This is a genomic window from Pseudomonas sp. PsB (genome assembly GCF_043658375.1).
Lineage (GTDB): Bacteria > Pseudomonadota > Gammaproteobacteria > Pseudomonadales > Pseudomonadaceae > Aquipseudomonas > Aquipseudomonas putida_Z.
Window position 1 is genome coordinate 1 of the sequence record NZ_JBIGLU010000033.1, and the last position, 12,510, is coordinate 12,510.

The 12,510-nt window shown below is 58.4% G+C and carries 5 protein-coding genes; 1 reads left to right on the forward strand and 4 read right to left on the reverse strand.

Translation table 11 applies throughout. The annotated features are described in order from the left end of the window. Positions 1 to 175: 175 nt before the first annotated feature. From ACGLHT_RS25310 to ACGLHT_RS25325, 4 genes are all read right to left on the reverse strand, one after another. On the reverse strand, positions 176 to 1,258 hold the full coding sequence (locus ACGLHT_RS25310) for a fimbrial protein (protein WP_274120093.1): 1,083 nt from the start codon (positions 1,256 to 1,258) through the stop codon (positions 176 to 178). Continuing rightward, entirely contained in the window at positions 1,255 to 3,780 is a 2,526-nt protein-coding gene (locus ACGLHT_RS25315) for a fimbria/pilus outer membrane usher protein (RefSeq protein WP_274120094.1), read from the reverse strand. The genes ACGLHT_RS25310 and ACGLHT_RS25315 overlap by 4 nt, the downstream gene beginning before the upstream one ends. A gap of 258 nt (positions 3,781 to 4,038) precedes the next feature. Beyond that, entirely contained in the window at positions 4,039 to 9,123 is a 5,085-nt protein-coding gene (locus ACGLHT_RS25320) for an RHS repeat-associated core domain-containing protein (RefSeq protein WP_274120095.1), read from the reverse strand. Next, complete coding sequence (locus ACGLHT_RS25325) at positions 9,120 to 10,343, reverse strand: hypothetical protein (protein WP_274120096.1); 1,224 nt, start codon at positions 10,341 to 10,343, stop codon at positions 9,120 to 9,122. Before ACGLHT_RS25325 ends, ACGLHT_RS25320 begins: the two co-directional genes overlap by 4 nt. A 252-nt stretch (positions 10,344 to 10,595) precedes the next feature. On the opposite strand from ACGLHT_RS25325, the gene ACGLHT_RS25330 reads away from it, so the two are divergent. Continuing rightward, positions 10,596 to 12,407, forward strand: coding sequence for a hypothetical protein (locus ACGLHT_RS25330; protein ID WP_274120097.1), 1,812 nt, complete (start codon positions 10,596 to 10,598; stop codon positions 12,405 to 12,407). The last annotated feature ends 103 nt before the right edge of the window (positions 12,408 to 12,510 follow it).

The following is a 12,510-nucleotide window of genomic DNA, read 5'->3' on the forward strand; positions in this document are numbered from 1 at the left end:
GAATAGCTCAGTTGGTAGAGCACGACCTTGCCAAGGTCGGGGTCGCGAGTTCGAGTCTCGTTTCCCGCTCCAAATATGTAACGCAGAAAGGAACCTTCGGGTTCCTTTCTGCGTTTTCGCATGCCTGATTTCCGGCGATGCCTGCGCGAACACCGGTGCGCAGGCATATCGGTACTCAGCGATAACTGATGGTGAAGTCGAGTGCGCCTTTGGCCAGGCCAGGCGTAACCCGGTCGTCGGTCTGGTAGAAATGCGCACGATAGGGCAGGCGGGTCTCAGGGAGTTCGAGTTTTTTTTTGCTCGAGACGTGTTCCTGCAGGGGGACGGGAACCCCCAGATCATCGGTTATCTGGATGCCGATGCCTTTCGCCGTCGAACCATTGCCCAGGCTGAACAGGCCCTTTTTCGGGTCGATCGCCACCGAGCCGTCGGTACCTGTCAGGTAGATGTAGGCGGTGGCGGTGCTCGCTGCGGGGTCGTCGTCGCAGTTACTCAACTTGATATGGAACGGCATGCTGGTTGTTGTGCTGTCCTTTCCCGGGAAGTCCGCCACTGTGTGGCTACCCAGGTCCACAGGGTCGGCACTCACGGCATCGCTTTCCAGCGTGCATTGTGCCTGGTGCAAGGTGGCGCTTGCCCGCAGGCGAAAGGCGTCAGGCAAATCCGTGGTGCTGCCATGGGCCAGTTCTTCATCCAGCACGACCGGCCCCGCCGCAATCGGCCCGGTCTTGACCAGCGTGACCCTCATGTTTATCGGGCCGATAAACAGAGGGGTGGCCATGGTGGTCATGTTGGTACCGTAGTAAGGCACGTTATTATCGCCGCTGGCCGATCTGAAGTTGTTGTTGGCTTGTGCGGCGAACGGCCAGCCCATCTCGATCACCGCGCCAACCCCTGCGATTCTTGTCCTGACGACCCTGCTGGCCAGGCGCCCGTTGCCCAGCCGCATAGGCAGGTTGTGGACGAATGGGGTGGTGTAATCGACGTGTGCTTCCAGCAGTCGATCGTCGGCGTTGGTGCATTGGACGCGGGTGGTTGATGGGTCGAGCAGCCCGCCAAAGAATTTGCTGGCGATGGGTTCACCGACTGGCAGATCCCTTGGCACCCATACGTCTGTGAAATCTGCCGAGAACAGCGCGGGGCCAGAGCCGTTCTGGGTGACGCAGCCTGATGCGGCATAGGCGGCTTGCAGGGGAATCAGAGGCAGGCTGGCGAACAGCAGGGCCGTCAGCAGGCGCGGGCGAGTGAAAGTGTTCATTGGTTGTTCCAGTCGGAGGGGGCTTGGCAGCGCAAGGTCTGCATGCGGTAGCCTTGTTCAAGCGGCAAGTTGGCGGGCGTGATATCGAAGCTGCATTGCTGCTCATTGCCTGCGGTCCATCTGGCCAGCAGTTGCTGTTGCTCAAGGTGGGTGGCCACCAGTGCCTGGCCACCTTGGCCGACCACCGCCAGTTCCTGGCCTTGGGCATCGCTGACTTGTGCGCCGAACGGCAAGGGGCGGCCGTCTGCTTGCAACAGTGTCAGCACCAGGCGGTTGACCCGGCGCGCCGCGAATTCCGCCAGTACTACAGCACCGCGGCGTGGTACCACCTGCGTGGCGCCGTTGTCGATTTCGATTTCCGGGTCGAGCTGGTCCAGTTGCAGCACCACGGGGTTGGCCCGGTACGGGCGCATATAAGGTGCCAGGACATAGCCGTCGCGGTTGGTTTTGCCCTGTTGTGTCTGGCTGACCCCGATCCCGGCGATATCCGGCACATGCACCACGGCGTTGGTTTCGCCTATGAACGGTGCCAACAGCATGCCGCCGCCGTGTGCCAGCAGGGCGCCGCTGGTGCTCAGTGACAGGCTGCGGTAGTCGGAGGCTTCGCTGTAGCCCACGCCGTAGTTGGCGTGGCGGCCCTGATAGGCCAGCGACAGGCTGCCACTTTGCTGAGTGTCGTTGGCCAGCGTGGCCCGGTAGTTCAGGCGCCGTTCGTCGAAGTGGCCGCTGAGGCTGGCGCGTTCGCTGTACTTGCCTGCACTGTGTTGCAGGTCGAACGTGGCGCTGGAGGCATGGGCGAAGTCCAGGGGCAGGGTGATGCCCAGGCCGATGATGCGGTCGTTGCTGCGCGACGAAGTGAGTGATTGCGAGGCAAACAGGTTGAGGCTGATGTTGTGCGGCAATTGCGTGTTGTATTGCAGCTGATATTGGCGCCGTTGCAGGCGGCTGTGCCAGTAGTCGTCCTGTGACAGGGTGAGGCTGAGCGCGCCGGCATTGCCGAAGTGCTGGTACACCGAGGCCTCCACCCGGCTGCGGCGGCTGCCCAGGTACCGGTTGGAGGCGTTGCGCTGCAGGACGGCTTCGTCGTAGTCGCGGTAGCCGACGGTGGAATAGCGGTAGCCGGCAAAGCGCAGGCTGGTACCGCTGTCGAAGGCCTTGCCGTAGCGGGCCGAGAGGCTGTTGCCCTTCACTTCGCCCAGCGCCGGGCCAAGGTCGGTGGTGGCTTGCGTGATGTCCAGCGACAATGCGCCGAGTGCCCCGAAGTCCCGTGCCAGGCCCAGGGTGGCAGCGCGGTAGTAGTCGCCACCGAGTATGCCGGTATACAGCGTGCTGTCCCAGCCGATGCCGCGGGCCAGCGCACCCTGCCATAGCGCCGGTGTATCGGCCTGGCCGGTGCCGTGGTAGCGGCCCAGGGCCAGGTCGTAGCGCCACACGCCGGCACGCATCAGGTTGCTGAGTGTGGAGTAAGGCTGGATGAAGCGGCGCACCTGGCCATCGGCTTCGGTCAGTACCACCTCCAGCTCGCCGCTGCTGGCGCCAACGGCCAGGTCATCGATTTCGTACGGCCCGGGGGCGACGAAAGTGGAGTACAGCGGGTAACCGTTCTGCAGTACCTCAAGCTTGGCGTAGGTTTGCGCCACCCCGCGCAACACGGGGGCGTAGTTCTGCATGGTGTCGGGCAGCATCCCGGTGTCGGAGGCCAGCTTCACGCCCTTGAACGGCAGGCTGCGGAAGACCTCACCCTGGGTGAAGGTTTCGCCGAGGGTGAGGGTGCCCCAGCGCGCCGGCAGGTCGCGCTGGGCGTAGGTATTGCTGCGCGTCCAGCGCAGGTCGCCCTGCTGGTTTTCGCGCAGGGCTTGCTGGCTGCGCAGGCGCCAGCCATACAGGTTGATACCGCTGTTAAGGTACAGGTCCTGGCTGTTGCGGCTGCCGCTGCCACGCCGGTTGCTGTGCTGGACCGAGGCCTGGTAATTGACGAAAGCGGCATTGATGCCATCGTCCCAGTGGCTTTCGGCGATGGCGCCGCTGGTGTCGCGGCGCAGGTAGGACTGCGGTATCGACAGGTTCAGGCGCAGCTTGCCGGCATCCAGGTCGGCACTGGCGCCGTCCAGCTGTGCGGCAAGGTCGATGCAGTTGCCTTCGTTACCGGGTTGCCTGACGGCCAGGTGCTGTTCCCGCACACCGATTTCACCCAGCAGTCCGGCGCTCAGGCATGGCACCAGGGCCTGGCCGTCGCTGCTCTCGTTGACCGTGATCTCCCGTTTGCCCATTGGGCTGAGGTTGACGTACAGATCCAGGGTGTAGCGGCCTGCTGCGAGGGGGCGGTGCTCGGCCAGGGCACGCAGGGCGAGGGCGCCGGCATCGGCGGGTTGGCCCGGGCTTTGGCGGATGAAGCCGGGCTCGAACTGCAGATCGGGCGGGGCGGCCACGGCTGGCAGGCTCAGCAGGCTTGCGCCGAGCGCGGGGAGGGGCAAAAAGCGCAGGCGTGACAGCGCCTGCCGGCGTTTGAAGGGCTTGAGCATGACGGATGCCTGGGTTGAACGTTGGAGCGCGGCGGTTAGGCGGTGCCGGCAGTGGCAAGCGAGGCGTGATTGGCTAGTGCGAGGCGGTCGCTTGGTGGGGAGGGAGGATAAGGAGAAAGGTGGGGAGGGGCTGTAGGGCTAGTCTGGGGGAAGAAGGGATAAGTCGGCGAGATTGTGTCAAATTGAAGGGGAAATGAGGTGATTGAGAAAGGCGGTGATGCAGATAAAATCTGCATCACCGGAATAGTTGTTATTCGTCTAGCTTTTCAGCCAATTAGAAAAGTCGACAGCTTCTTCGTGGTTATTAAAGTTATTTTTATAGAACCCTTTGTCCATTACATGTGTATATACCGTTGTTCCTTCAACTTTCAATGGCCTGGTTCCGTGAGGTGCTAGAGGTATACCCTGGCTGTCTACTTGCGCTTCGCCACCCGGAGCGAACCCATTGTTGCTGGGTGAAGTTTCGTAGTCTATTGACGGAGTCCTAGGGCGGGCTAGAGATTCCGAAGTGCTTGATAGACTCGTACGACGAGCGGGTTGATTGAGTTCACCGATGTTTGAATCCAATATTGGCGAATCGATAGATCTCGTTTCTGTATCAGCGTTGGGTACCATACCTGTGAGTTTCACGGGCCCGCCATCACCACCATCGACTTCCGCCGCCGCATTACGTCGTGCGTTATCGGCCGCTCTCCTATCCCTGCCTCCTTTGATCATCGCGGTCGTCAACGCCAGCGTACCAAGGATAGACAATGACAAGGACGCGATTCTGAGCTTCTGTTGCTTTTTCGGGTCTTTGGTGAACTCTACAGCAACCTGCGTAGCTGCCGATGCTACCGTCGCGGTTATACCTACAGCCAGCACTGTCAGGGCCAGCGGGGTGGCGGCCCCCCCTGTGGCTACGGCAAAGCCGATGGTCAACGCCAGGTTCATCGCCACAACGGCAATGTTCAGCCCGAATTCAACCCCACGTTTCTTCTTCTCTTTCTTCGGGTCATCGTTCGATCCCCAGCCGCGGCTGTAATGCCCGGTGGGGTCCTGCCACATCACCGGGTTGCCAAGGCAGTACACGTAAGGGTTGATGCCCGCCATTTCAGGGTCCATGTTGTCCGGGCTGTTGAAGCGCATCAGGCCTGGGTTGTAGGCGCGGTAACCACGCCCCAGCATGTACCAGCCCAGGAACCACTCGAGGGCTTCGGCATTGAACCCCAGCAGGCCCTGCAGCTTGCCTTCCTGCAGTTCGCCATAGGCACTGTAGGTCACTTCATGCACCTCGTCATTGGCCGCGCATTCAGCGATAACACTGTTGTTGTTACTGGCCATGTACAGGTTTGTTGCGCTGCCGTTGCCCGACTGTTGCATCCCCAGCGGTGTCACGCCGCTATACAGGTACTCGGTAAGCACGCCATCGCGCAGGGTGCTGCTGACGCGATAACCCTCGTAACGCCGTTGCTCCTCGGCCTGCGCGCCGTGGCGCACGCCCAGCAGCTGCCCGTGGCCGTCATAGCGGAAGCTGGCCAGGGCCTTGCCATCGGGGGTCGTTACGCTGGCCAGTTGGCCGGTATCCTCGTCGTACACCAGGCTGTTGCCCTGTTCGTCCTTCAGCATGTTGCCGTCGGCGTCGTAATCGTCCTTGGTGAACGTCACCAGTGCCGGGTAATCGGCCGTCAGCGTGTGGCTCACGCTTTTCAGCTGGAAGGGCGAATCTTCGAAGAAATCGTAGAAGGCTTCGTCGATTTCGCCGTCTGCGAACTCGGTCAGGCAGATGTAGATGTTGTCGTAGTCATCAAATTCAAATGCCTGATTGACGATTTCACGGCCCTTGCTATTGGTCGGCAATACGCTGCCTTCACACCTGTGGTTGTACAAGCGATCACGGTCATCATATTCAAAGGTTTCCGTCAGTACCGGCTCGCCCGCTTTGATCAGCCTGCGGCGGTGCAGCATGTCATCGTCGCGCCACAACTGGTCGATCGTGCGCTCATCGATAATGGTTTCCAGCTCGCGCTTATCGGTGGTGGTTTCAACACGGCTCAGCTTGAGGGTGCGCGAAGTTTCCCGGCCCCGATGGTCATAGGCTTGCGTGCACAGCAGTTGCTGTTTGTGGGTGGCCTCGGCGCTGTTGGTGGTCAGTGTCGTATGCAACAGGCCAGCACTGTTGTAAGTGAACACTGCCCGCAGCGAGCCCTGAGTGATCGAGACCAGCCTGCCGAGGTCATCGTACTCGTAGGCCTTTCGGCTGTTGTCGCTGTCGCTGTTCTCCAGCATGCGCCCTTGCAGCGAGGTGAGGAAATCACGCGTGTAGGTTTCGCCCGATTGCTTGTCTGCCCAGCTTTCACTGAGCAGGTAGCCTTGGTCGGTGTAGCTGTAGTTGCGTTTACCGTGCTCGTTTTCGGCTTCGGTAATGTCTGCCGAGGCCATGCTGTACTTGAAGTGGGAAGGCTTCTGGTTTTTCCCGGCGGTGATACGCGTTGGCGAGGTGCCGACCGCCAGATCGTATTCGTAGTTGAAGGTACGGCCCGATTTCATGACCCGTTTTTCCGGCAGTAACCGCGAGCCCAGGTACTCCCGCGTTTCCTGAAGTGGGCCAATGGTCATCGAGACCAGGCGGTCGATGTCGTCGAACTCACGCTCGCACACCGAAAGCCCTTCAGCGTCCCGCTGCGGGTGCACCAGTAGGCTGGTAGCCAGCTCATCGGTACTGTGGCGGGCGAACTTGCGGCTTAGCGCGGAGCCATCGGCGCGGTCGGTGCGCGCCATCCGTCCCCAGACGTCGTACTTGTAACCGGTGGTGCGTTTGTGTTCGGCGCGCGCTGTTCGCTTGCCGCTTGCCGGCACGCCGAAGGTAAAGGTTTCTTCGACGCTACGCCCAAAACCGTCATAGCGGTATGCGCGTGTCGACGCCGCGACGCCTTCTTCGTCCAGCGTTTGCACGTGCTCGGGTTTGTCGAAGTGGTTGAAGGTGGTGACGTTCTGGTTTTTACGCACACCGGGTTGATCCGGGTATTCCTCCCAGGAGGTGACGATATCCCCATCGGTGCCGAACGGGGAGCGTTCGGTGAACACGGTCACCTGGTCCGGGCGGACGGTGGCGCACCGGTTACCCCAGTTGTCGTATCGATGCTGGCTGGTCAGGGCCAGGTTGCGGCCGGGCAGGTGGTCGTAGGTGGTTTCTGCTTCCAGCTGGCCGAAGGCGTTGTACGCGGCCGAGTACACCTGATACGTCTGCTTTTGCCTGCTGCGTGAGGCCACCTCCTCGCATACCCGCTCTTCCTTGACGGTGCGGTTGAGGCCGTCGAACAGCATGCGGCTGATCACGCCCTGGTTGTCTTCGGTTTCCTGATAATTCTGCGCAGCCGACACTACATAGCGATAGTGGATCGTAGCGCGCCGCTCGGCATCGTCCGGTGCGGAGGTTTCGCTGGTCAGCCGATTGCTTGTGTCATAGCTGAAGCGCGTGACAGTGTGGTGAATGTCGACGTTTTCCAGCACCTGGCCTGTCAGCGGATGCTGGCTTTGTTTCGCGACCTTTTTGCTCAGGTTGTGCCCGGTGGTCGTCTGTGTGGTCTGCAAGACATCGCCGAATGCCTTGTGAAGGTCGCGGCTGAACTTCCACTCAAGCGTGGTGGTGGTGTCGGCCAGCACTTTGCCCAGGCTTGTCCCGTCATGCTCGCCATGTAGCGTGGTTTCGCGTTTGCTCATGCGCCCATGCAAACGCGCATTCCCTGGGTTGTCGAGGTAGCTACGCCTGACCGTGCTGAGGGGGCGCAGGGCTTGCGGATTGGACGCGTCCGACAGCACTTCCTGGTCGATGGCCAGCCATGTCGAGGCGATTTTGCCGTGTTCGGGCAGGTCGGTACGGCCTTCCAGAACAACCAGCGCTTTATAGGTGAAATCCGTGCGCAGCGGAATCGCCCCTTGTACAACCTTGGCGCGCGCACTCGGGTAGACTGTCTGGCTTTTCACATGTTTCCTGAAGCCGTTAGGCTCGGCAGGGCATCTGCCAGCTTCGCCCGTGGCCTCGAAGTATTCCAGCAAGGTGTACGAGCCATCCGCTCTGATTTCCTTGATGAGATTGCCTTCGGGGCTGTATTCGGTGGTGATGCATTCGGAGCGCTCTTTATTGGCATCATCCACCATTCCCCAGGTTGTCTTGACTGTTTTGGCCATCAGGAAATTGCTTGGCTGATCGTCGAAGGGGGTGCCCAACTCGCCGTGATAGGCTATTCGGGTCAGGGTGACCTCCTTGCCCTGAACACGGGTTTCCAGGGTGGCGCGGTGGAAACGGTCGTACTCGGTCGTGACGATACGGTCGGCCTGGCCCGCACAACGCCGGGTAGCCGTGGACCAATAGCTGTAGCCTGGGTCGACGATGTCGTACAAATTGTCGCGGCCGTTGTTGCGCCATTTAATGCCGCTGCCGTTGCCCATGTAGTTTTCAGCGGAGTAGTCATAGTCTGTGCGCATTTCAGGCTGGTCATGCCCTGGCAGAACGCGATGGCGCTTGACCCGTGGCAATTTCTTGTCGACACCCGGCAATGAATGGCCAGGGTCACCGTCAACGCCATAATCCACGTGTTCCACGGCACCCGTTGGCCAGATCACTCTGGTTACACAGGTTTGCCCATGCACCTCCTGGTAATCGAACTGCCACTGGGTCTGGTCGGGCATGACTATGTGCTGCAGCTGCCGCCCATTGAATTTGAGCACATGGCTGGCCCGTACATCCTCGGCGTCAGGGTAGCGGGTGAACACGGTAGTACCGCCATATGTCACCTCCAGCAGCCGGCGGCCTTTGCCGGGGCCGTCGGGGTGGCCGTCGCGTACTTCAGTCAAGCAGAACCAGCCAGGCGCATTCGGGTTACTGGCATACGTCAGTTCGATCCATTGCCCGGTCGGTGCGTAGATGCGCGTTGGCAAGGCCACACGCTGTTTTCCTTCGCCCATGCTTTCGAGCACTTCGACCACGCCGGTACGGTGCACGACGCGGAAGAGACCTTCACCGTCCTTGTGGAAATGAAAGCTATCGAGTTTCTTCTCGCTGATGCTCTCGATGCCATCCACGGTGAACTGTTCGCCGGTAGACAGTGACAAGGCGCCGCCGCCTTCAGGGTAGGCGTGTTCGACAAAGCGGGTACCGTTCATGTCCCAGCATTCGCCGTAACCGACATCGCCCCCACCCATTGAGTTGTAATTGAGGACCGGCTTCAGATTGGGCCCTGCGCCGCTGTTGGCGACCAGTTCAGGGATCGTGATGCTTAGCCCATATTGCCCGGTACGTTCTTCGACGCGGTTTTCGACCGCGAAGTTGTTGGCGTTGGAATGCGCGGCCATGTTGCTCATGGGGTCACCTGTGATTTGGTATTGGTTGGGTAGTACAGCGTGCCGCAACGGTATCGGGTGTAGCCGTTTTCATCGGACTTGTGGGTACGGCCGATCATGACTTCGCCAGCGCCGCAGGTAAAATCGAATTGGTATTCCAATTTACCGTCTAGCCACTCACCGGGCTCTACGATCATCCTGTTCTTTTTGTCATTATCTATTTCGTCTTTATAAAACTCGGCGCAGGTGTAGGTGGTATAACCGTTCTCGTCGCCTTCATGTTTTCGTCCGATCATCACACTGTCTGTCGGGCAGGTGAAATAAATGTAGTCTACCTGATCTTTATTGTAGGTCACGGCTTCTGTGCAGTTTTTGTCCGGTGGCTCGGCACTCACGCTGCTGGGTTTACGTCTGCCGCATTCAGATATGCTTGCGGAGGTGAAGCTATTCTTCATCAGGATTTTTTCGGTGCCGTTACCTTTGACTTCGGTGCAGCCGTATGTTGTGTCTTTGTTCTCGTCGCCGATATGCTTTCGGCGAGTCATGACCATATTTTTTTCGCAGGTGACATCGCTATCTTTTTCTTTCACGGTGACGGTTTTAGTGGCTCCGAGTGTTACGGCTTTCAATTCCGGTATTTCATCATCGTCCGAAATTTTTATTTCAATACAGCTTAGCCTGCGCGTGATTCGCCCTGCGCCATTGCTGGTTTTTTCAGTAAGTTTGAATCCCACCGACTTCTCGTTTCTGTCGTTGACGTAGTCTATGTATTTGCCGGTTTCGAACTCCACCAGCCGGTCAATGCCAATTTCTGGAAGTTGTGAAGGATTGCGTGTGGTTTCGAGCCGGATGACAAAGCTCTTGTTATCTTCCGGGTCATCTTCCGTGTAGAAGGTACCGTCCAGTTTCGTATTGCACAACCAGTCGTCGGTCAGCAGGATTTCTGCTGCGGAGGGAATATCCTGCATGATGATTTCAGTGGGTTGCATGTCATAGCAGTTCCCTGTGCCGATACCACCTCTATCGGCCAGGGAAAGTTTCAATGTCTTGCCGGCCCCGGCAGCGGGGATGTCCACGTTGCACCGACGCTCGCCATGATCTTCCGTCTCCTTTGAAACCAGAGTAAGGGTTCCGGCGTTGGCATGGGGTGCAGTCAAGCCAAAAAGCATAAGTGTGAAAACTGGGAAAAGGATTGTCGTTGAAGCGAGGCGGGGCAGGCTTCGCCTTACCGTATGGGTCATGGTCGAGTTCCTTCGGTTTTGAAGAAGTTGTTGGCGCAGGCCGCAAGTGTTCGCAGGAGCGGGCTGGTTATGCTCAGGCTAAAATACGAGGCGCAGGTTGGCACCTGGCAGAAATGACAGGTATGGCTGCTGGAGCAGCGTGGCTGCGTGTTACCTCTGCATGCCGCTTGGACCTGTTATTTTTGCCAGTAGTGGAAACGAGCCGGCAGGCGTAGAACTTCATTCCGGAACGCTTGATACGGAGTGACAGTAATGAGTTCAACGGCTGATAACAGCCCCATTGCCAGCCTGGGGCAGCGCCCACATTCGAGTAACCCGAAACCCGTTATTGCAGGGTTGACTCAAGACCTTGAAGTGGATCTGGATGCGTTGGGCGGCGCCAATCTAAAGGCCTCTATCCGAGGGGCGAATCTGCAAACGGGTGACGTGGTGCTTTCCAACTGGCGAGGCCTGGATGCAGAGGGGGGTGCATTTGATCTGGTAGCGGATGGCACAGTGGTAACCGACCCGGATAACGTGATTGTAGAGATAGACAACAAAATAGTGACCGCTGCCCGCGGCGGGTATGCGTTCTTGTCTTATCAAGTCAATGATAGTGCAAGCGACGAGTCGCAACGGCAGTTCTGCTATGTAGGGTTGCGTTCCGTCAACCGATTGCCAGTGGTGCAGGTATTGCAATCCCATGATCTGGAGATCGACAAGAAAGAGATACAGCAACATGCTCACGTGGTGACAGCAGCTTATCAAGCCATACAAGAAGGTGACACGGTTGAGCTGACAGTGCGTCGCTTCAGAAGCGATGGCAGGGAATTGAAGCAGTTTGAAACGGGCTTGATCAGTCAGCAGAAGTTTGAGGGGGAACCGCTCGAATGGTATATACCCAAGGCCCAGTTGAATACTGTCGATACGGGGGGGTACCTGCAAATCAGTTACAAAATCAAACTCAAGGACGGCAGCGAACTCGAGGCTTCGCGAAGCCAGAAGTTCACGATCCGTGACACTAGCGCCATCGCTACACTACTGCCAGCCCCCCGTGTAGAAAATGGCGGCAGTGACGAGATTGATCCTGGCAATTACGCCAACGGTCTGCCGGTTGCCATTGACGCCTATCCGCAGCGTGCTGTTGGCGACTACATGATGCTGGCCTGGGTGTTGGCGTCGGGTGAAGCGCACGTGCAAGTTGTCCGTGTGGATCAAAGCAGCCTGGTGGCAAAGCAGTTTGTCCTGCGCATTGCACATGAATGGCTAGTTGCCAGTTTGGGTGCGGTGCAGGTGTTTTACCAGTATGTCCGTGAAGGTCACTCGCTGACGTCAGAGGTATTGCCGCTGAAGGTTACGAGGCCTCGCCTAATTCCCCCTATGCCCACAGTCAGGGGCAGTTCGTCGACCGGGGCAGCAGACGAATACAATATAAATGCCTTCGATATCAGGAAAAGTGGTGCATACGTCATCATTCCCGCCGAAGCCGATCTTCTGGTGGGTGAATACTTTGAAGTGCATTGGCAGGGCGAGGCGAACGCGGGGCGGGTGATCATTGAAGACTCGGATGCGGAAGGCACGCGGGTATTCAACGTGCCAGCCGATTTTGTCGCGTCCAATATGGGTACTACGCCGTCGAAGCGATTTGAAGTGTTTTACCGGATCGTTGACAGGAAGACAAACCTTTACTTGGAAAGCAAGCCAGTGAAACTACTGGTTTTACCCTTGGAAAAAGAAAGATATCACCGCGTTGACTGCCCGGATGCAACGGCTGAAGAAGAGTTGGTGTTGGTGCCAGGTGGTGCAACGCTGACGTTGGCTCCTTGGGCTTTCATTGATGAAAACCAACTGCTGAGCATTCATTTAAGCGGTGTTGGATCTGATGATAAGCCTGTGGCGGAAGTTTTGCGGGACAGTGTGCCGGTTAGCCAGTCGGAGGTTGAGGCAGGTGTTATCGATGCACTCTCTTACGCTGTGCTGGACACGCTGAAATCGGATGCCAAGTTTCGTGTCTGGGCCAGTGTCAGTTTTGACGGAACTCAATGGTGGGATTTTCCAGAGCTGGATCTGACACTCAAAAGGTGAACACTATTCCAAGGCGCACGCCGGATGACTTTTTCGAAAACATGGCAAGCCTTGGCATGCTCCACCGCCGGGGTCGTCAACATGATTCGGCCAATATCTTTTG

Coding starts and splice junctions, on each gene's coding strand:
- ACGLHT_RS25310 (WP_274120093.1), bottom strand. CDS start 1,258: ATGAACACTTTCACTCGCCCGCGCCTGCTGACGGCCCTGCTGTTCGCC.
- ACGLHT_RS25315 (WP_274120094.1), bottom strand. CDS start 3,780: ATGCTCAAGCCCTTCAAACGCCGGCAGGCGCTGTCACGCCTGCGCTTT.
- ACGLHT_RS25320 (WP_274120095.1), bottom strand. CDS start 9,123: ATGAGCAACATGGCCGCGCATTCCAACGCCAACAACTTCGCGGTCGAA.
- ACGLHT_RS25325 (WP_274120096.1), bottom strand. CDS start 10,343: ATGACCCATACGGTAAGGCGAAGCCTGCCCCGCCTCGCTTCAACGACA.
- ACGLHT_RS25330 (WP_274120097.1), top strand. CDS start 10,596: ATGAGTTCAACGGCTGATAACAGCCCCATTGCCAGCCTGGGGCAGCGC.